Here is a 19,188-nt window from a genome sequence, read left to right on the forward strand (position 1 = left end):
CATCGATTCAATAACGTGGTTAAAATTTAAGACGGTCTTTGCCCGTCGTCTTAGCCACGTACAGCTTTTCATCGGCGTACTTAAATATCTCATCGAAGTTAAGTTTACTTTGCTCAGTTTCAACAATGCAGACACCGCCAGACACCGTAAATCCATTTGGAATAATGTCGGCTGAAGTGGAACAAATCGCATTCTTCACTCGCTCTAATGTTCTCATCAAAGTTTCACGATCTTCGCCTTTCATATAAACGACAAACTCTTCACCGCCAAACCGTGCTGCAACGTCACTGCTTCGAATACTGTTGCTGATCTGACGCGACATATAACGAATCACATCATCCCCCTTATCGTGGCCGTAGGTGTCGTTAATTGACTTAAAATCATCAATATCGAAGACGGTTAATGCAAACAGTTGATCGTGCTCTACACTGCGCCAGAACGCTTCTAAGCCACGACGATTCAATAACCCTGTCATAGGGTCTTTGGCTGCGAGATCTTTGAAGTAACCACGTTCAATATTGGAATTGACGTAGAAGAAGATGGTTACTGAGAACAGATACACAATGATGGCAACAATAAGGCTGTCTTTCTCGTAGACGAAAAAGTGCTCAACCTCTTTCGCGATGTCTAATTTGTAATACATCGCATGGTGAGACGAGACACCATCCAGTTTGATCTCGTGATAAAAAGCCGCAGAATCTACCGGAGTCGCTAAAGTGGTATCAATGATATCGATCCGACCTGCAAGATGCTCATTCGAGTTTGCGAGCAGCTTGTCAGCATTAATATCCACCGACAGCATCCCTTGGTGAACGCCTTTATGGAATACAGGGATCGTCATACTGATTATACGGTCAAGGGAATCAAAACGATAACCAGGGCCTGAAAGGGTAAGTTGGTCAGGGTTGTTGGCTGTTTTCTGCCAATAAGGACGACTCTTTATGGTCGAGAGTAACTCTTTGCTCAGCCCTTTGGCAAAACCTTCAGGTGAAGAGATCACATAGCCGCTCGTATCAATAAAGTGCACGCCGGCATGGTATTCATCAAGCTGGGATAAAAATGAAAGAATAGGAGCTAACGCTATTTTTTCTGACGCGCTCTTATAACTATCACTGCTTTCAGAACAAAGAGACTCTTGACCGATTAGCATATAGTCGATATCGACAGAGGGAATGTCTGAGGTTTTACCGTCGGCAAGTAGCAATACATCAATAGGCCAAATTTGGCAAAGACCATCCACAACTTGTTTGTTGTGATCAAGAAAGAGAGGGTTTCCTGATTTATAATAGTTGGAGAAGCTGTAGTCTAGGGCTGTCGCCACTTTTGTGGTTCTTTTGAACACATCTTCAATACGATGAAACTCACTACTGATATCTTTTTCTACCGCGTCAAAATGATTCTTTCCTATTAGGCCAAGTAACATCGCGGCGATCACAGCGGGAAACCCGAAAACAAAGGTTAGGCTAAAGTGCCTATTTACTTTCATATAATGTGCTCTTAGCGTTCAGCTATTTTCATTTTCCCCATTAATATTATTACATTAATCGGCAATTCGCTCGACGTAAAATAATGTAAATTGATATTAACGACACACCTAACGGTCAAATAACCGCTTACAAATGAATAAAATAGAGAAGCGCCAACATATAGAGCAGGTGAGTTTGTTATCTGAGCCCATTTCAATGCTGTTAATAATATGACTTATGGCCTATTAGCTCACCTAACACCAAACTCAATTCACCGGCTAATGACCGCACGCTCAATCACAGATTGAGGCACTGTCACGCCAAGCTCACGAGCAGCATCTAGGTTGACCACCAGCTGAGAGCTCTGCGCAGTTTTGACACTCAACTTCCCGGGCTTCTGTCCTTCCAGAATGGCTGCGACATAATCCGCGGTCTGAACCCCAACATCATAATAATCTAGACCTAAACCAGCAATCGCTCCCTTTCCGACATAAGATGTGGCGCCTGCGACGACTGGCGTATCTGCATGGTTAGCCGCTTTGATAAGACCCTCCATGCCGCTTGCAACCGTATTATCGGTCAAGGCATAGATAACATCGGACTTCTTAGCAATGGATTCTGCTTTTGCTTCGACATCGTCAACAGTCAGCGCTTTTTCGGTGTGAAGTGTATAACCGAAATCTCGAGTTGCCTTTCTCAATAACCCAACTAACGCAACGGCATTTGCTTCTGCTGGGTTGTAAACTACACCGATTGAATTAGCTTCAGGGAGCAGTTCTTTGATTAATGACACATGCTGAGTGATCGGAGATAAGTCAGAAAGCCCCGTGACATTACGCCCCGGCTTTTCTAATTGTTTAACGAGCCTAGCGCCGATAGGATCCGTAACCGCGGTAAACACGATAGGAATCGAGCGAGTCGCCGACACTAAGGCTTGTGAAGTCGGTGTCGCGATACCAACAAGTACATGTGGATTTTCACTGACGAGCTCTCTGGCAATCTTGGCTGCCTGAGCCGGGTTACCATTCGCCATTTCATAGGAGAATTCTAAGTTCTTACCGGGTTCATAACCATTGGCTCTCAATCCTTCAAGAAGCCCTAAACGTGTCGCATTCAGATCTGGATGGTCAACAACTTGTGAAACCGACACTTTGGCAACGTTTGCCATTGCATTGCCAGTCCATAGCAACATCAAGCAACTTAAAACCGCTGCCAATACCTTTCTTACAGAACTCATTATCGCTCCCTGAATCAAGCTCTACCCGTCATTACTCGCTCAAAGAGAACAACATCAAAATCACTATTGACATTATTACCAGTAACCATTGATAACTTGAAGTGATATTTAACAAAAATACAACAAGGCTCGAGTTATGTGAGAAAGGTTATATTGACTTCGGAGGAAGGTAAGAAACCAAGTGAATAAGGACAGGTAAGCTAAACGGAAAGTAAGCGAGGTAACAAAAAGAGGAGCAAATCTGAGAACAAGCTATAGAAGATGAATAGTTGTTCTCAGACAAGAGGGAGAGCTGGGATTCTTTAGAACCAACGCTCCATTGAGGATTTATCTAACTGACGAAAGGCACGATTTAAAATGATTGCCAATTCTTTATAGCGAGGGCGCGGCTTCATAGGCTCTAACGCAAAACCCGTTTCAGTGATCTTTTCATGCAATTCACGGTACCAAGATACAAGCGCTGGAGGAAGTTGTGTATTTGAGCGATTGCCCAACCACCACATGCCTTGAAGCGGCAAGCTGATTGCAAACAAAGCCATAACCACAGCCTGTGGCATCGCTTGGTAATTATTAAAAACCATTTGTGTAAGAACACTAATAGCGGCAATCGCAGGCATCACTTTCACGCCAAAACGCGTCGCTTTAATAATGCGCTGTTCTGGGAAGATCGCGTTTAACTCTTTTCGGACGGGCCAGAGATCCATGTACTTTTGGCCATCTTTTAAACTACTAGCTAAACCAACTCTATTGCTCATATGAGTCTCCCATTAAAAAAAAGTTGAAACCATCAACTAAAAACACAAAAATTTGACGAAAAATAATATTCTTTCAAATTTTTTTGTTATATTTGCACAATATCGCTATTATTTGCAGACCTCAATCTCATTGTTGCCCTTATTTACAATTTAAGCAACTTTGGGAAGACTTCTGCAAGGAATGCACAAGCCTCTTTTTGATAAAGAGCGCTTTCACTTTATACGGAAATTAACGTTTTTTTGACCAAGGTTAGTACGCAAGCCTATGTGCTTCGACTATTCTTGAGATTAATTTTCATCCTTAACTGATTTCGATCAGAAAAATAAACAGGTAGTCATTAATGTCTAAGCTAGTTTTAGTTTTAAACTGTGGTAGTTCTTCTCTTAAATTCGCTGTTGTTGATGCAGAAACAGGTGCAGAGCACCTAACTGGTCTTGCTGAGTGTCTAGGTCTTCCAGAAGCTCGTATGAAGTGGAAACTTGATGGCAAGCATGAAGCACAACTAGGCGCGGGCGCAGCTCACGTAGAAGCACTATCTTTCATGGTAGAAACTATTCTTGCTTCTAAGCCTGAGCTTAAAGCTAACCTTGGCGCTATCGGTCACCGTATCGTACACGGTGGCGAGCAGTTCACTTCTTCTGCACTTATCACTGATGAAGTTCTTAAGGGTATTCAAGATGCTGCGACTTTCGCACCTCTTCACAACCCAGCTCACCTTATCGGTATCGAAGCAGCTCAACAGAACTTCCCTGGTCTACAAAACGTTGCTGTTTTTGACACTGCGTTCCACCAAACAATGCCTTCTGAGTCTTACCTATACGCTCTACCGTACAACCTGTACAAAGAGCACGGCATCCGTCGTTACGGCATGCACGGTACTTCTCACCTATTCATCACTCGTGAAGTTGCAGGCCTACTAAACAAGCCAGTTGAAGAAGTTAACATCATCAACTGTCACCTAGGTAACGGCGCTTCTGTATGTGCAATCAAGAACGGTAAATCTGTAGACACTTCTATGGGTCTTACTCCTCTTGAAGGTCTTGTAATGGGTACTCGTTGTGGTGACCTAGACCCTGCAATCATCTTCCACCTACACGACGCACTTGGTTACTCTGTTGAAGAAATCAACAACATGCTAACTAAAGAGTCTGGTCTTGCTGGTCTAACTGAAGTGACTTCTGACTGTCGTTTCGTTGAAGACAACTACGGTGAGAAAGAAGAAGCAACTCGTGCAATGGACGTGTTCTGTCACCGTCTAGCTAAGTACGTAGCTGGTTACACTGCAACTCTAGAAGGTCGTCTAGACGCAATCACTTTCACTGGCGGCATCGGCGAGAACTCAGGCCCAATCCGTGAAATGGTTCTTAACCGCCTAGGCATCTTCGGTATCGAAGTTGACGGTGAAGCTAACCTTAAAGCTCGTTTCGGCGGCGAAGGTACTATCACTACAGCTAACAGCCGTATCCCTGCAATGGTTATCTCTACTAACGAAGAGTTAGTAATTGCTGAAGACACTGCGAAACTAGCAGGTCTTTAATTGATTTTCCTGACTAGCTTCATTCGAAGCTAGTCAGTTTTTCATATCAAGAAAATGGGGCTCAACTTCTATTCCTACCCCAATTTAAATATCGGTGGGAATAGCAGTTGAGCTTTTTTTATTTCCAATAGTCAAAGGTGTTCGTCAATGTCACGTACTATTATGCTTATCCCTACAAGCGCTGGTGTTGGTCTTACTAGTGTTAGCATGGGTGTTCTTCGCGCTATGGAGCGTAAGGGCGTAAGTGTTTCTTTCTACAAGCCAATCGCTCAGCCTCGCAGCGGTGGTAACCAACCAGATCTAACGTCTACTATCATCAGCGCAAACAGCGACATTAAGATTGGTGAGCCAATCGCAATGACTAAAGCTGAAGCTTTGATCGGTAGCGAAAAAATGGACGAGCTTCTTGAGTCTGTTGTTGAGCAATACAACAAGATCAACAAAGACGCAGAAGTTACGCTAATCGAAGGTCTAGTACCTACTCGTAAGCACCCATTTGCTAACCAAGTGAACGCGGAAATCGCAAAAACACTTGGCGCGGAGATCGTATTCGTTGCGACTCCTGGTACTGACAACCCTACGCAGCTTAAAGAGCGTATAGAAGTAGCATGTTCTAACTTCGGCGGTACTAAGAACAAAAACATCAAAGGCGTAATCATCAACAAGCTTAACGCTCCTGTTGATGAGGCTGGCCGTACTCGCCCTGACCTATCTGAAATCTTTGACGATGCAGACAGCGCTCAGCAAGCGAACCTTGAAGTAATGCAAATCTTCAACTCTAGCCCTATCCGTGTTCTTGGCTGCGTGCCATGGAGCATCGATCTAATCGCAACTCGTGCGGTTGATATGGCTAAGCACCTTAACGCTGAAATCGTTAACGAAGGTGAAATCTCAACTCGTCGTATTAAGAGCATCACTTTCTGTGCACGTTCTCTACCGCACATGATTGAGCACTTCAAACCAGGCTCACTGCTAGTAACTTCTGCAGACCGTCCTGACGTTATCGTTGCTGCGGCTCTTGCTGCGAAAAACGGTGTTGAGATTGGCGCAATCCTGCTTACTGGCGGTTACGACATTCCAGAAAGCATTGCTAACCTTTGTGCACCAGCATTCGCTTCAGGTCTACCGATCTTCAAGGCTCAAGGTAACACTTGGCAGACATCTCTAAACCTACAGAGCTTCAACCTAGAAGTTCCTGCAGACGATAAAGAGCGTATCGAGTTCGTTAACGATCACGTTGCAAGCCACATTGATGGCCCTTGGATTGATTCTCTATCTGAAGGTACTCAAGGCATCCGTCGTCTAAGCCCACCAGCATTCCGTTACCAGCTAACTGAATTTGCTCGTAAAGCGGCTAAGCGCATCGTTCTTCCTGAAGGTGATGAGCCACGTACAGTTAAAGCTGCGGCTATCTGTGCTGAGCGCGGTATCGCAACGTGTGTACTTCTAGGTAACCCTGAAGAAATCCGTCGCGTTGCAGCGCAGCAAGGTGTTGAGCTTGGCGCTGGCGTTGAGATCATCGATTCTGCATCAGTTCGCGAAAACTACGTAGCTCGTCTAGTAGAACTTCGTGGCGCTAAAGGTATGACTGAAGTTGTTGCTCGTGAGAAGCTAGAAGATTCAGTATTCCTAGGTACTATGATGCTTGAAGCTGGCGAAGTTGACGGCCTAGTTTCTGGTGCTGTTCACACAACGGCGAACACTATCGTTCCTCCGTTCCAGATCATCAAGACTGCTCCTGATGCTTCTATCGTATCTTCGATCTTCTTCATGCTTCTGCCTGATCAAGTTCTTGTATACGGTGACTGTGCGATCAACCCAGATCCAACAGCTGAACAGCTTGCTGAAATCGCTATCCAATCTGCAGATTCTGCTGCGGCATTCGGTATCGACCCACGCGTTGCTATGATCTCTTACTCTACTGGTGAATCTGGTAAGGGTGCAGACGTAGATAAAGTACGTGAAGCAACGAAACTTGCTCAAGAGAAGCGTCCTGATCTAGTGATCGACGGTCCTCTACAGTACGATGCAGCAATCATGGAAAACGTAGCCGCTTCTAAAGCGCCTAACTCTCCAGTTGCAGGTAAAGCGACAGTATTCGTATTCCCAGACTTAAACACGGGTAACACGACTTACAAAGCTGTACAGCGTTCAGCAGATCTAGTATCTATCGGTCCAATGCTTCAAGGTATGCGCAAGCCAGTAAATGACTTGTCTCGTGGCGCTCTAGTAGACGATATCGTTTACACAGTAGCTCTAACGGCTATCCAAGCAGACCAAGCTGCACAAGCTGAAGAAAAAGTAATTAACTAATTTTTCTTTTGTAAAAAGCAAAAACCCTAGATGTTTATCTAGGGTTTTTTTATGTCTGGAGTAAAGGAACTACTTGGTAAGCCTAGCCTCGACCATGTGGTGATTCTAAGTCTAGCTCTGGTCCTTTGGGTACAACTTGAGTCGGATTGATACCAGTGTGGCTGTAGTAGTAGTGGCGCTTGATGTGGTAGAAATCCGTCGTCTCTTTAATACCCTCTATTTGATAGAGCTCTTTTAGATAACCTTGGATATGTTTGTAATCCGCAATTCGTTGCTTGTTACACTTGAAGTGACCCACATACACAGCATCGAATCGAACCAAGGTCGTGAACAACCGCCAATCCGCTTCAGTAACCTGCTCTCCCGCTAAATAACGTTTCTCACTAAGATTCGCATCCACTTTATCTAACGCTTCAAATAACGCTTCATACGCCTCTTCGTAGGCTTCTTGTGTTGTCGCAAAGCCGGTTCGGTATACGCCGTTGTTGATGTTTGGGTAGATATAATCATTCCACTCATCAATCTTCTTGGACAACTCCCACGGGTAGTAATCATCGGTGTTACCCGTTAGCTCGTTAAACTCTGAGTTAAACATGCGAATGATTTCAGACGACTCGTTACTCACAATGGTGTTGGTTTTCTTATCCCACAGCACAGGTACCGTTACTCTACCCGAGTAGTCAGGCTTGGCTTGAGTGTAGATTTGGTGCATGCGGGTATGGCCAAATAGAGGTTCAGGTAACCCCATTTGCCAACCTTCACTCATCATGTCTGGGCAAACAACCGTCACGTCAATGTGATCGGTTAGGTCTTTCAGCTCACGGAAGATAAGGGTTCGGTGCGCCCAAGGGCAAGCTAACGATACGTATAAGTGATAACGGCCGCTTTCCGGCTCAAACTGCGCGCCCGGTTTGTTCTCTATCCAGTGACGAAAGCCCGCATCTTCACGAACAAACTTACCACCGCTTTCTTTGGTGTCGTACCACACATCGTGCCAAACACCTTCAACTAACTTACCCATATCCAAACCTCTGTCATCGAAACTTTTCTCTAGTATAAAAAAAGCCAACTTTTTCAAAACTAGAAGAAGTTGGCTTAGTTGTTCGAATATTTTGATGAAGCTTGTTGAGCGAACCAATAAGCCTAAGACAAAAAAAGCGCGACTCTAATAACTAGTCGCGCTTAAGCCTGTCACAGGCTGAACCGTTTTAAATAGGCTCTAGACTTGTACGTGCAAGCAAGATACTGCGTGAACGTCATCGCCTTGAATCGTTGGCTTAGTTTGCGCACACGCCTCTGTTGCTTGTGGGCAACGAGTACGGAACACACAACCTGATGGCGGATTGATTGGCGATGGGAGATCACCTTCCAACATCTGAATGGTTTTGCTGCGCTCTAAGCGTGGGTCTGGAATTGGAACTGCAGACATCAACGCTTTGGTGTATGGGTGCTTAGGATCAGAGAACAATGCATCTGATTCGCCAAGTTCTACCGCATTACCTAGGTACATCACCAATACGCGATCAGAGATGTGTTTAACAACCGACAAATCGTGCGCGATGAATACCAAAGACAAACCTAGCTCTTTTTGTAGCTCCTTCAGAAGGTTAACTACTTGAGCTTGGATAGATACATCCAGTGCAGAAACAGGTTCATCACAGATGATCATCTTAGGTTTCAAGATAAGCGCACGTGCAATACCAATACGCTGACACTGACCACCAGAGAATTCATGAGGGTAACGGTTGATTACGTTGGGTAGTAGACCAACCTTTGCCATCATCTCTTTAACTCTGTCCTTCACTTCTTGTTTAGAAAGTTCAGGGAAGAAAGTCTCTAGAGGCTCAGCAATAATATCGCCTACTGACATACGTGGGTTAAGCGATGCTAGCGGGTCTTGGAAGATCATCTGAATCTCTTTACGAGTCTCACGACGCTTCACTTCCTGCATCTTAGTTAGGTCTTGACCTAACCACATCACTTGACCTTCAGTCGCTTCAACCAAGCCGATAATCGCACGGGCAAAAGTCGACTTACCACAACCAGACTCACCTACTACGCCTAGTGTTTCGCCTTCGTAAAGGTGAACATCAACACCATCAACCGCTTTAAGGTTTGATGGTTTTGCCCAAGGCCAAGCAGACTTAGCTGCAATGCTAAAGTGAACTTTCAGGTCTTTAATATCTAATAGTAATTCTTTACTCATTTTGTCCAAGTCTCCCAGTCTGAAAAACAAGCACGCTGACGGTCTTTAGCAAATGGCTGCAAAATCGGTGCTTCTTGCTTACAACGGTCCATTACACGGTGACAACGGTCTTGGTAAGGACAACCTGTTGGTAGGCGAAGTAAGTTAGGTGGGTTACCTGGAATCGTCGGTAGAATTTCACCTTCGGTATCCAAACGAGGAATCGCTTTAAGCAGGCCTTCCGCGTATGGGTGGCTTGGCTCGTAGAAGATTTCATCAACCGTGCCGTACTCCATTGTACGACCCGCGTACATCACAAGTACTTTGTCACAAGAACCAGCAACAACACCCAAGTCATGGGTGATCATAATGATTGCTGTATTGAACTCATCTTTTAGTTCGTTCAGCAATTCCATGATTTGCGCTTGAATGGTTACATCCAGTGCCGTTGTTGGTTCATCAGCGATAAGCAATTTAGGACGACACAGCAGTGCCATTGCGATCATCACACGCTGACGCATACCGCCCGAAAACTCGTGCGGGTACATAGTGATACGCTTGCGTGCTTCAGGGATTTTCACCGCTTCAAGCATGCGTACTGATTCTTCAAACGCTTCTGCTTTACCCATGCCTTTATGCAGCATAAGTACTTCCATCAGCTGATCACTTACTTTCATGTAAGGGTTCAGTGAGGTCATTGGATCTTGGAAGATCATCGCGATCTGTTCAGCACGAACCTTGTTCAGTGCTTTTTCAGGCAGGTTGAGAATTTCATTGCCTTCAAACTTTGCACTGCCTGAGATGATGCCGTTCTTAGCCAGCAGCCCCATCAGTGCAAATACCGTTTGTGATTTACCTGAACCCGACTCACCAACAATACCCAGCGTTTCGCCTTGGTTAAGTGAGAAGTTCAAGTCGTTTACTGCGGTTACGATACCATCTTGTGTGGTAAATTCGACGCGCAGATCTTTGACATCTAATAAGCTCATTATTGCTTCCTTAATCTTTTATAGCTTTTAATTGCTATTTCGTTATCTGTCTTTTGGATCAAGCGCGTCGCGCAGACCATCACCTACGTAGTTAAAGCAGAACAGCGTAACTACCATGAATGCCGCAGGGAATGTCAATTGCCAGATTGCAACTTCCATTGTTTGCGAACCTTCTTGAAGCAATGCGCCCCAGCTTGTCATAGGCTCTTGAACACCAAGACCAAGGAAAGATAAGAATGATTCTGTAAGGATCATGCTTGGAATAAGCAACGTAGAGTAAACCGCTACGATACCCAGTACGTTCGGTACGATGTGACGTGTAATGATCTTCCATTTGCTTACACCACATACGTGTGCAGCTTCAATGAACTCTTTACTACGTAGGCTCAACGTTTGACCACGTACAATACGCGCCATATCTAGCCAAGCAATCGCACCAATAGCAACGAAGATTAGGACGATGTTACGACCAAAGAACGTTACCAGTACGATTACTAGGAACATGAATGGCACTGCGTACAAGATCTCTAGGATACGCATCATCACTCGGTCAGTACGACCGCCGATGAAACCTGAAGCTGCACCGTAAAGCGTACCAATCAGTACCGCTACGAATGCGCCCATCACACCAACCATCAATGAGATACGACCACCGATAAGAGTACGAACGTACAAATCACGGCCTAAGCTATCAGTACCAAACCAGTGGTCCGCGCTTGGCGCTGCATGCATTGCGTACCAGTCAGTATCATCATAAGTGTACTGAGCAAGCATCGGTAAGAAGATAACCGCCAGTACCATAAGCGTAAGAATAAACAGGCTTACCATTGCCGCTTTGTTTCGCATAAAACGAATGCGGGCATCCTGCCACAAACTGCGACCTTCAATCTCTAAACTCTCAGAGAACTTTTCGATCGCTTCTAAATTTTCTTTTTTCTTCAACATAACCATGCGTCCCTGTTAGTAGCGAATTTTCGGGTCAATTAGCGCTAGCAAAATATCAACGATTGCGTTGAACAAGATGAATAGGAAACCAATCAAGATGGTTACACCCATTACTAGCGAGTAGTCACGGTTAAACGCGGCGTTAACAAACAGCTTGCCGATACCTGGTAGGCCGAAGATGGTTTCAACAACAACAGAACCTGTAATGATACCTACAAACGCAGGTCCCATATAAGAAACGACAGGCAGCAGTGCTGGCTTCAGTGCATGTTTTAGAACGATGTAACGGTAACTTAGGCCTTTTGCACGAGCAGTTCGGATAAAGTTACTGTTTAGCGTTTCAATCATGCTACCGCGAGTAATACGAGCAAATGTGGCTACGTAAAGAAGAGACATCGCGATAACTGGCAGGACGATGTACATATAAGTACCGCCGTGCCAACCACCTGCTGGGAATATGTTCCAGTGCAGAGAGAAAAGGTAAATAAGCGCCGGTGCCAACACGAAGGATGGCATTACTACCCCGAGCATAGCGGTCGACATTATGGTGTAGTCAATCCAGGTGTTGTGCTTCAAGGCGGCAATCGTCCCGACCGATACTCCCATAATCAGGGTAAAGATAAAGGCAATAAAACCTACCTTCGCAGATACTGGAAGTGCGACTGCGATCAGCTCATTTACGGTGTAATCTTGATATTTGAATGATGGACCAAAGTCACCTTGAACGATGTTAGTCAAGTACGTGGTGTACTGTTCAAATACAGGTTTATCTAAGCCGTATTTAGCTTCGATGTTAGCCATAACTTCTGGCGGTAATGGGCGTTCGCTCGAAAACGGGTTACCCGGTGCAAAACGCATGAGAAAGAAAGATATAGTGATCAACACCAACATGGTTGGAATCGCTTCGAATATCCTTTTCATAATGAATTTAAGCATAAACTCACTCTTTTCAGTCTGTGACAATTAAAAATTAAATAGACACTGCGTGCGATTTCTCGCACACAGGTCTAAGTTAGTTATATTTTATTTTTATAGGAGGTTATTTTGCTTTGATATAAAGATCTTTTGAATAGATCTTATCTTCGGCGTTACCTTCTGGGTAACCACCTAGCTGAGGTGATACAAGACGTGTTGTAACGTACTGGTAGACTGGAGCAATTGGCATGTCTTTAGCTAGCAATTTTTCTGCTTCGATATATAGCTTAGTACGCTCTTCTTCTGAAGTAGAGCTTAGTGCTTTATCGATAATCTTGTCATAGTCTGCGCTCTTATAGTGCTGACCAGCAGTTGTATTTTGGCTAACCATCAATGTTAGGAATGAAGATGCTTCATTGTAGTCACCACACCAACCTGCACGAGCAACGTCAAAGTTACCAGTATCTTTACTGTCTAGGTATGATTTCCACTCTTGGTTTTCGAGTTTCGCGTTAATACCAAGCTCTTTCTTCCACATTGATGCGATTGCTACAGCAAGCTTCTTGTGATTTTCAGACGTGTTGTAAAGCAGGTTGAATTCAAGTGGGTTGCTCTTCGTGTAGCCAGCTTCTTCAAGAAGACGCTTCGCTTCAGCAATACGCTCTTTTTGAGAAAGTTGACCATACTCTGGAGTTACCGGGTCAAAACCAGCAGTAATTTCAGGAGTCAAGAAGTAAGCTGGTTTTTGGCCTTGACCAAGAATCGCTTTCGTCACGATGTCACGGTCCATCGCATAAGACATTGCTTTACGAACACGTACATCGTCGAAAGGTGCTTTCTGTGCATTAAATTGGTAGTAATAAGTACACAGGTTACCCTTAATGTTTACATCTTCTGGGTACTCTTTCTGTAAGCGACGGAAGTGCTCGTTAGGCACTTCGTATGTGAAGTCTAGTTCGCCAGAAAGGAAGCGGTTCATTTCCGCAACTTGGTTCTCAATTGGTAGGAATGTTACTTTGTTAAGAACTGTATGTTCGTTATCCCAGTAATTTTCGTTACGTACTAGTTCAAGACGCTCGTTAACTACCCATTGATTTGGAACAAATGCACCATTACCAACAAAGTTTTCAGGCTTAGTCCACTGGTCACCGAATTTTTCAACAGTTGCTTTATGTACTGGCTTCACTGTTGTGTGACCCATCATCATTACGAAATATGGGACAGCTGTATCTAATGTCACTTCTAACGTGTAGTCATCTAAAGCTTTAACGCCTAGTTCACTCTTGTCTTTCTTACCCGCGACGATATCTTTCGCATTCGCCATCTTGGTATATTCCATATACCAAGCGTATGGAGAAGCAGTTAAAGGATCAACGGCACGTTGGAAGCTGTAAACGAAGTCATTCGCCGTTACAGGATCGCCATTAGACCATTTAGCGTCTTTACGCAGGTGGAAAGTGAATGTTTTGTTGTCTGTCGTTTCCCAGCTTTCAGCTACTCCTGGGATAGTATTGCCGTCGCCATCTTGGTTCACTAAACCTTCTAGAAGGTCACGAATTACGTGAGATTCTGGTACACCTTGAGATTTGTGAGGGTCGAGTGTTGCTACTTCAGTACCATTACCGCGAACCAGTTCCTGAACTTTTGCTAGTTCAGTGCCTGCTGGAACTTCAGCAGCGATAGAAAGAGTAGAAGTGGCAGCCACTGCCAAACCAGCACCTAGAAGAAGGGCCTGAGTGATTTTATTCTTGTACATTTAATAAACTCCAAGTTTTCCGTATTGCATCCATGACTTCTTTGCTTGGTTCACTGAACGGCAGTGATTTAGATTTATTTAGCTCAAATTTTAAGCATAAAAATCTAAAACCTTACAAAGATTGAGGCACACACTATCAACCATTGAAGTAATTTGCCATAAACAAGTCGCAAAAAATCGGATAATTCTCCGAAATACTTAAGGTATCAGTGTAAATATCTAAAAAACCCCAAATCAGTAGTGACTTGCGTAGAGGGATTAATTAAAAAACAGCCTATAGTGTTGATGTATCTGTGTTGATACTTTTTTTTAGCATCTTATGCTAGAACACTGAGCGCAAATTAACATTAATGCCACATGAAATCTAATTGCACATCACATATCACCTAAACCGTCTACACTATTTGTGAGGATAATCACTTTATACAAGACAGCATAATGCTCTGCACCAAACCGGGTTATCCAATGCACCAATTAAGACAAAATTACGCGCTGAATTTATATGCAACCACAATGAATTATCATTTGTCAAATCAATGATTATCTATAAATAGATTTATAGCAGGTACAAAAAAACCGACCTAAGTGGTCGGTTTTTGACTGTCTCATATACAAATGAGTAAATGCTGAAGCAACATCACTTTAAGAGAAATTACTTCTCCCAGCGTTCCGCTGCTTTCGTGTCTGAATCACGAGAATCAACCCAACGCGTCGTTTCGGTCGTGCGTTCCTTTTTCCAAAAGGGAGCCTTGGTTTTCAGGAAGTCCATAACGAATTCACAGGCTTCAAATGCAGCACCACGGTGTGCACTGGATACACCAACGTAAACAATCTGGTCGCCGATATCTAAGTCACCTACACGGTGGATAACACGCATCTTCTGAATAGGCCAGCGAGCCTCAGCTTGGTCACAGATCTCGCTCAGTGATTTTTCTGTCATACCCGGATAGTGCTCCAGAGACAAACCAATCACATTGTCGCCAAGGTTCATGTCGCGAACTTTACCAACGAACGTCACAATCGCTCCGGCAGCTGTACCTTGAGCCAAGTAGTCGTATTCGTCGCCTACCGAGAAGTCCTCAGCTGTCACTAATACTCTTGGATCCATGCTTAGCCTCCAGTCACTGGTGGGAAGAAAGCCACTTCGTCGCCGTCTTTCACTTCAGCTGTCAGAGGTACGATTGATTGGTTAAGTGCAGCCAGAAGCTTCCCCTCTTCCAATGCGATATCCCATTTGCCTTCTTGTGTCACAAGATGACTACGAATCGCTTCAATCGTCTTAAATTGTGCATCAACTTCAACGCTGTCCACGCCAACAAGTTCACGAGTTTGAGCAAAGAAAAGTACTGTAATCATGACTCCACCTTAAAGTGACCAGATTTACCACCTGTCTTCTCTAGCAGGCGCACGTTTTCGATAACAATGTCTTTCTGAACAGCTTTACACATATCGTAAATCGTTAACGCAGCCACAGAAGCAGCCGTTAGCGCTTCCATCTCTACGCCCGTCTTACCCGCAAGCTTACAAACAGATTCGATGCGAACCTTGTTTTCAGACTCGATAGCTTCAAGCTGCACTTCTACTTTAGTTAATAGCAGAGGGTGACACAGGGGAATCAGATCCCACGTCTTCTTCGCCGCTTGAATACCCGCAATACGTGCCGTTGCGAAAACATCACCTTTATGGTGGCTACCAGAGACAATCAGCTCTAGCGTTTCTGCCGACATTTGAACGAAGGCTTCCGCTCTCGCTTCACGTACTGTTTCCGCTTTAGCCGATACATCGACCATGTTTGCTTCGCCAGACGCGTTAATGTGTGTAAATTGGCTCATACTCAAACCGCCTTATACAGAAAGGTGTGGCATGAAGTTACAAGGACGGTGGCTAGCATCCATCTGTTGCTTGATGATCTTAGTCCAACCGGTGCGGCAAGCGCCTGTAGAACCTGGCATCGCAAAGATTACTGTGTGGTTAGCAAAGCCCGCAATCGCACGAGATTGAATGGTCGATGTACCGATCTCTTCGTAAGATACTTGACGGAATAGCTCACCAAAGCCTTCTACTTCTTTGTCGAACAGTGGCTTAAGCGCTTCAGGCGTGCTGTCGCGAGAAGTGAAGCCCGTACCGCCAGTGATCATGATCGCTTGTACGCTTTCATCAGCGATCCACTTAGATACGATCGCACGGATCTTGTACATGTCATCAATAACGATTTGCTTATCAACCACGTTGTGACCCGCTTCTTTAGCATGCTCTGCTAGGTAACCGCCTGAAGTGTCGTTTTCTTCTGTACGAGTATCTGAAACCGTTAGTACTGCGATGTTTGCTGCTTGGAATTTGCTTTCTGCGTGACCCATTTGTTCACCTATATAAATTTTTCATTAGACTGATTCGCCCAGCCTGAAGAAGCTGAGCGATAAAATGCTTTAGAGTGTGTAGCGGGTTAACCGCCGATTGACGCCAAGTTTGGAGTCATGCCGCTGTTGCCATCGTGTAAGAAGTGGCTAACGGACTTGGTTTGAAGCTGAGCCTGAATTCGATCAATGAGTTCTTGCTCTTGTTGATCTTCTTGAATCAGATCTCTCAGTTCAACACCATGGTCGCCAAACAGACATAAGTGAAGTTTACCGGTCGCAGAAACGCGCAGTCGGTTACAACTCTCACAAAAGTCTTTCTCGTAAGGCATGATCAAACCGATTTCACCCTTGTAGTCTGGGTGGACAAACACTTGCGCAGGGCCATCGTTAACGGCTTTGACTTTTAACAGCCAACCATTAGCAATAAGCTGGTTGCGAATCGCAACGCCAGACACATGATGTTTATCGAACAACTCGTCCATCTCGCCGGTTTTCATCAGCTCGATAAAACGTAATTGAATAGATTTGTCTTTGATCCAATTAAGGAAGGCTGGTAATTCCTGACTATTGAGGTCTTTCATTAATACGACGTTGACTTTGACTTGTTCAAAGCCAACCTCAAACGCTTTATCAATGCCTCGCATAACCTCAGTAAACTTATTCTCACCAGTGATCTGATGGAACATGCGCGAATCTAAACTATCCACGCTCACGTTTATATGGGTTAAACCAGCATCACGCCATTGCCCTACTTGTTTCTCCATGCGGTAGCCATTCGTTGTGGTGGCTACTTTTTCGATGCCTGGAGTAGAAGCAACGGTATGTATGATTTCAGGAAAGTCTTTACGCAGACTCGGCTCTCCGCCTGTAATGCGGATCTTTGAGGTACCACAATCTGCAAACGCTTTAACAACGCGTTTGATCTCGGGAACACTTAAAAAAGACGAGTTTTTTTGCCCTGACGGTTTGTAACCATCTGGTAAGCAGTAAGTACATTTAAAGTTACAGACGTCTGTAACCGACAAGCGCAAGTAATAAAACTTGCGATGGAATCTATCTTCGAATTGTTGCGCCACGGAACACCTTTCCAAACACGGGAGGCATAATCATTTCCAATTAAGCCCTTGTGACAACATGTCACTGGCTCTTGATGCGTATCGGTACAGCAAATACCACTGTGCGACTTAGCATGCGAGAGCTCGGAGTTATGGCAACTGAGCGTTATATTCACACGCGCAGTAGCTGAGTAATAAAATACTTAATATTTGTACGTGAATCTAGCTCTGATGGTAAAAAACGGGTCACATCGGCAAAAAAAACGTATCAAACGCTCAAAATAACTCTTGTTGAGTATATAGCGAGAAGCATTTAACCTAAATTATAGTTGGTAATAACCTAACAAGAACAATAAATGAATATTTACTCTTCAAAGAAAGTCGTAGCAATCGGCGGTGGCCATGGCTTAGGTCGCATGTTAGCTGCATTAAAAGACTTTGGTAACAACGCAACTGGCATTGTTGCAACGACAGATAACGGCGGTTCCACCGGACGTATTAGAGATTGCCAAGGTGGCATCGCATGGGGAGATACACGCAACTGTATCAACCAATTAATCACAGAGCCTTCAATCAGTTCGATGATGTTCGAATACCGCTTTCGTGGTCAAGGTGAGCTAGACGGTCATAACTTGGGTAACCTAATGCTGACGGCGTTAGACAACCTTTCCGTTCGCCCATTGGAAGCAATTAACCTGATTCGAAATATGCTCAAGGTCGATGTCAATATCGTGCCGATGACTGAGCATCCTTCAGACCTCACGGCTCTATCAATGGACGGCCGCTGGGTTACCGGCGAAACCAACGTTGATGACATGACGGAAAAGCTGCGCATGATGGACTTGTCTCCAGAAGTGCCAGCAACCAAAGAAGCCGTTGCTGCCGTTGAGCAAGCAGACTGCATTGTCCTTGGCCCTGGAAGCTTTTTAACCAGTGTGATGCCCCCTCTTCTCCTTCCAGAGATTGGCAAAGCAATCTCTGAGAACACCAAGGCAAAAGTTATCTTCGTTGAAAACCTTTCACCAGAGCACGGTCCCGCAGGGAAAATGACGCTTCAAGAGCAATTGGAGTGGTGTGAACGTACCTGTAAGGCAAGGAAAATAGACATCGTGTTAGGCAATGAACCTCACCCGGAACTAGAAGTGCAATGGAATTGTGTGACCACAGATCTTGCATCGGCAAACCGAGATTGGCGACACGACCGTGTGAAGCTTCAACAAGCCATTGAAGCCCAGTTGGCGTAGCCATAGGTTCAAGCGACAAACAACAAAAAAGGAGCATGCTGCTCCTTTTTTAATCTCAGTAATAACTCGCTGTTTTAAAGGTCCGTCATCAACTGCTGATATTCAGTGTACGTCGATAACAGGAGGTCTTGCATATCTTGAAAATCAATCTCGGTTACAGGCAACGCTTGCTTCACTTTTGCGTCTAAGCTAATCGCAAAACTACACAAAGAATCCGCACCAAAGCTTGCTGCGCTGCTCTTAAGCGCATGACTGATATCAGCCAAGTACTTAGAGGTATCCGACTCTTTATTTATCTCTAGGTGTTCGTAGTAGCCTTTCAACTCACCTAAAAAGATTTCCAGTAAAACCGGGACATTCTCTTGGCCTATTTCGCCGGCAAGCTCATCAACTTTTTGCTGATTTAATACTTTCGTCATTATTATTTTCTTAT

Annotated in this window: 18 protein-coding genes and 1 riboswitch; of the genes, 3 read left to right on the forward strand and 15 right to left on the reverse strand. The window is 44.5% G+C overall.

Annotated features, from left to right (window positions below; genetic code table 11):
• Nucleotides 1–19: 19 nt before the first annotated feature.
• From AB4503_RS01455 to yfbV, 3 genes are all read right to left on the reverse strand, one after another.
• The gene (locus tag AB4503_RS01455) at nt 20–1,486 is read right to left on the reverse strand and encodes a GGDEF domain-containing protein (protein WP_372113445.1); all 1,467 of its coding nucleotides are present in this window, start codon (nt 1,484–1,486) and stop codon (nt 20–22) included.
• A gap of 251 nt (nt 1,487–1,737) precedes the next feature.
• Nucleotides 1,738–2,703 (reverse strand): ABC transporter substrate-binding protein, encoded by a 966-nt coding sequence (locus AB4503_RS01460; RefSeq protein WP_017062167.1) that lies wholly within the window; start codon nt 2,701–2,703, stop codon nt 1,738–1,740.
• A gap of 302 nt (nt 2,704–3,005) precedes the next feature.
• A complete protein-coding gene (gene yfbV / locus AB4503_RS01465) occupies nt 3,006–3,458 on the reverse strand; it encodes a terminus macrodomain insulation protein YfbV (protein ID WP_017062168.1) in 453 nt (150 codons plus the stop codon).
• Nucleotides 3,459–3,799: 341 nt separating this feature from the next.
• Between yfbV and AB4503_RS01470 the strand changes: the two genes are divergently transcribed.
• Both AB4503_RS01470 and pta read left to right on the forward strand, forming a co-directional pair.
• The gene (locus tag AB4503_RS01470; RefSeq protein WP_017062169.1) at nt 3,800–4,996 is read left to right on the forward strand and encodes an acetate kinase; all 1,197 of its coding nucleotides are present in this window, start codon (nt 3,800–3,802) and stop codon (nt 4,994–4,996) included.
• Nucleotides 4,997–5,143: 147 nt separating this feature from the next.
• The gene (gene pta, locus AB4503_RS01475; RefSeq protein WP_017069189.1) at nt 5,144–7,309 is read left to right on the forward strand and encodes a phosphate acetyltransferase; all 2,166 of its coding nucleotides are present in this window, start codon (nt 5,144–5,146) and stop codon (nt 7,307–7,309) included.
• Between the two features lie 82 nt (nt 7,310–7,391).
• Here pta and AB4503_RS01480 read toward each other — a convergent pair whose 3' ends face one another.
• The 11 genes from AB4503_RS01480 to moaA all read right to left on the reverse strand — a co-directional run bounded on the left by AB4503_RS01480 (nt 7,392) and on the right by moaA (nt 17,532).
• Nucleotides 7,392–8,330, reverse strand: coding sequence for a glutathione S-transferase family protein (locus AB4503_RS01480; RefSeq protein WP_372113446.1), 939 nt, complete (start codon nt 8,328–8,330; stop codon nt 7,392–7,394).
• Between the two features lie 198 nt (nt 8,331–8,528).
• Entirely contained in the window at nt 8,529–9,515 is a 987-nt protein-coding gene (gene oppF, locus AB4503_RS01485; protein ID WP_017062172.1) for a murein tripeptide/oligopeptide ABC transporter ATP binding protein OppF, read from the reverse strand.
• The gene (locus tag AB4503_RS01490; protein WP_012603544.1) at nt 9,512–10,483 is read right to left on the reverse strand and encodes an ABC transporter ATP-binding protein; all 972 of its coding nucleotides are present in this window, start codon (nt 10,481–10,483) and stop codon (nt 9,512–9,514) included. Before AB4503_RS01490 ends, oppF begins: the two co-directional genes overlap by 4 nt.
• Nucleotides 10,484–10,525: 42 nt before the next feature.
• Nucleotides 10,526–11,428: an oligopeptide ABC transporter permease OppC gene (gene oppC / locus AB4503_RS01495; RefSeq protein WP_017067675.1), complete on the reverse strand. Its 903-nt coding sequence runs from the start codon at nt 11,426–11,428 to the stop codon at nt 10,526–10,528.
• Nucleotides 11,429–11,443: 15 nt separating this feature from the next.
• Entirely contained in the window at nt 11,444–12,364 is a 921-nt protein-coding gene (gene oppB / locus AB4503_RS01500; protein WP_017067676.1) for an oligopeptide ABC transporter permease OppB, read from the reverse strand.
• Between the two features lie 103 nt (nt 12,365–12,467).
• Nucleotides 12,468–14,099 carry an ABC transporter substrate-binding protein gene (locus tag AB4503_RS01505; RefSeq protein ID WP_016767672.1) on the reverse strand — a complete coding sequence of 544 codons (1,632 nt, stop codon included), beginning with the start codon at nt 14,097–14,099 and terminating at the stop codon, nt 12,468–12,470.
• 652 nt (nt 14,100–14,751) lie between these two features.
• Nucleotides 14,752–15,207 (reverse strand): molybdopterin synthase catalytic subunit MoaE, encoded by a 456-nt coding sequence (gene moaE / locus AB4503_RS01510; protein ID WP_017062176.1) that lies wholly within the window; start codon nt 15,205–15,207, stop codon nt 14,752–14,754.
• A gap of 2 nt (nt 15,208–15,209) precedes the next feature.
• Nucleotides 15,210–15,455: a molybdopterin synthase sulfur carrier subunit gene (gene moaD, locus AB4503_RS01515; RefSeq protein ID WP_017063465.1), complete on the reverse strand. Its 246-nt coding sequence runs from the start codon at nt 15,453–15,455 to the stop codon at nt 15,210–15,212.
• Nucleotides 15,452–15,931 carry a cyclic pyranopterin monophosphate synthase MoaC gene (gene moaC, locus AB4503_RS01520; RefSeq protein ID WP_004734026.1) on the reverse strand — a complete coding sequence of 160 codons (480 nt, stop codon included), beginning with the start codon at nt 15,929–15,931 and terminating at the stop codon, nt 15,452–15,454. Before moaC ends, moaD begins: the two co-directional genes overlap by 4 nt.
• A 12-nt stretch (nt 15,932–15,943) precedes the next feature.
• The gene (gene moaB / locus AB4503_RS01525) at nt 15,944–16,456 is read right to left on the reverse strand and encodes a molybdenum cofactor biosynthesis protein B (RefSeq protein WP_004734027.1); all 513 of its coding nucleotides are present in this window, start codon (nt 16,454–16,456) and stop codon (nt 15,944–15,946) included.
• Nucleotides 16,457–16,542: 86 nt separating this feature from the next.
• A complete protein-coding gene (gene moaA, locus AB4503_RS01530) occupies nt 16,543–17,532 on the reverse strand; it encodes a GTP 3',8-cyclase MoaA (protein ID WP_372113448.1) in 990 nt (329 codons plus the stop codon).
• Nucleotides 17,521–17,673, reverse strand: a riboswitch (molybdenum cofactor riboswitch). (Overlaps the previous gene by 12 nt.)
• A 194-nt stretch (nt 17,674–17,867) precedes the next feature.
• Between moaA and AB4503_RS01535 the strand changes: the two genes are divergently transcribed.
• Nucleotides 17,868–18,755 (forward strand): YvcK family protein, encoded by an 888-nt coding sequence (locus AB4503_RS01535; RefSeq protein ID WP_017062178.1) that lies wholly within the window; start codon nt 17,868–17,870, stop codon nt 18,753–18,755.
• 74 nt (nt 18,756–18,829) lie between these two features.
• On the opposite strand, the gene luxU is transcribed toward AB4503_RS01535, so the two are convergent.
• On the reverse strand, nt 18,830–19,174 hold the full coding sequence (luxU, locus tag AB4503_RS01540) for a quorum-sensing phosphorelay protein LuxU (protein WP_017062179.1): 345 nt from the start codon (nt 19,172–19,174) through the stop codon (nt 18,830–18,832).
• Nucleotides 19,175–19,188 lie beyond the last annotated feature (14 nt).

Source organism: Vibrio sp. 10N.222.55.B11, from assembly GCF_041473705.1.
GTDB classification, from domain to species: Bacteria; Pseudomonadota; Gammaproteobacteria; order Enterobacterales; family Vibrionaceae; genus Vibrio; species Vibrio crassostreae_C.

What these genes read in the sequence shown, in the direction of transcription:
- AB4503_RS01535 (WP_017062178.1), top strand. Translation starts at nt 17,868, where the DNA reads ATGAATATTTACTCTTCAAAGAAAGTCGTAGCAATCGGCGGTGGCCAT.
- moaD (WP_017063465.1), bottom strand. Translation starts at nt 15,455, where the DNA reads ATGATTACAGTACTTTTCTTTGCTCAAACTCGTGAACTTGTTGGCGTG.
- oppC (WP_017067675.1), bottom strand. Translation starts at nt 11,428, where the DNA reads ATGTTGAAGAAAAAAGAAAATTTAGAAGCGATCGAAAAGTTCTCTGAG.
- AB4503_RS01470 (WP_017062169.1), top strand. Translation starts at nt 3,800, where the DNA reads ATGTCTAAGCTAGTTTTAGTTTTAAACTGTGGTAGTTCTTCTCTTAAA.
- AB4503_RS01455 (WP_372113445.1), bottom strand. Translation starts at nt 1,486, where the DNA reads ATGAAAGTAAATAGGCACTTTAGCCTAACCTTTGTTTTCGGGTTTCCC.
- AB4503_RS01480 (WP_372113446.1), bottom strand. Translation starts at nt 8,330, where the DNA reads ATGGGTAAGTTAGTTGAAGGTGTTTGGCACGATGTGTGGTACGACACC.
- moaC (WP_004734026.1), bottom strand. Translation starts at nt 15,931, where the DNA reads ATGAGCCAATTTACACACATTAACGCGTCTGGCGAAGCAAACATGGTC.
- pta (WP_017069189.1), top strand. Translation starts at nt 5,144, where the DNA reads ATGTCACGTACTATTATGCTTATCCCTACAAGCGCTGGTGTTGGTCTT.
- yfbV (WP_017062168.1), bottom strand. Translation starts at nt 3,458, where the DNA reads ATGAGCAATAGAGTTGGTTTAGCTAGTAGTTTAAAAGATGGCCAAAAG.
- oppF (WP_017062172.1), bottom strand. Translation starts at nt 9,515, where the DNA reads ATGAGTAAAGAATTACTATTAGATATTAAAGACCTGAAAGTTCACTTT.
- AB4503_RS01460 (WP_017062167.1), bottom strand. Translation starts at nt 2,703, where the DNA reads ATGAGTTCTGTAAGAAAGGTATTGGCAGCGGTTTTAAGTTGCTTGATG.
- moaB (WP_004734027.1), bottom strand. Translation starts at nt 16,456, where the DNA reads ATGGGTCACGCAGAAAGCAAATTCCAAGCAGCAAACATCGCAGTACTA.
- AB4503_RS01490 (WP_012603544.1), bottom strand. Translation starts at nt 10,483, where the DNA reads ATGAGCTTATTAGATGTCAAAGATCTGCGCGTCGAATTTACCACACAA.
- moaE (WP_017062176.1), bottom strand. Translation starts at nt 15,207, where the DNA reads ATGGATCCAAGAGTATTAGTGACAGCTGAGGACTTCTCGGTAGGCGAC.
- AB4503_RS01505 (WP_016767672.1), bottom strand. Translation starts at nt 14,099, where the DNA reads ATGTACAAGAATAAAATCACTCAGGCCCTTCTTCTAGGTGCTGGTTTG.
- luxU (WP_017062179.1), bottom strand. Translation starts at nt 19,174, where the DNA reads ATGACGAAAGTATTAAATCAGCAAAAAGTTGATGAGCTTGCCGGCGAA.
- oppB (WP_017067676.1), bottom strand. Translation starts at nt 12,364, where the DNA reads ATGCTTAAATTCATTATGAAAAGGATATTCGAAGCGATTCCAACCATG.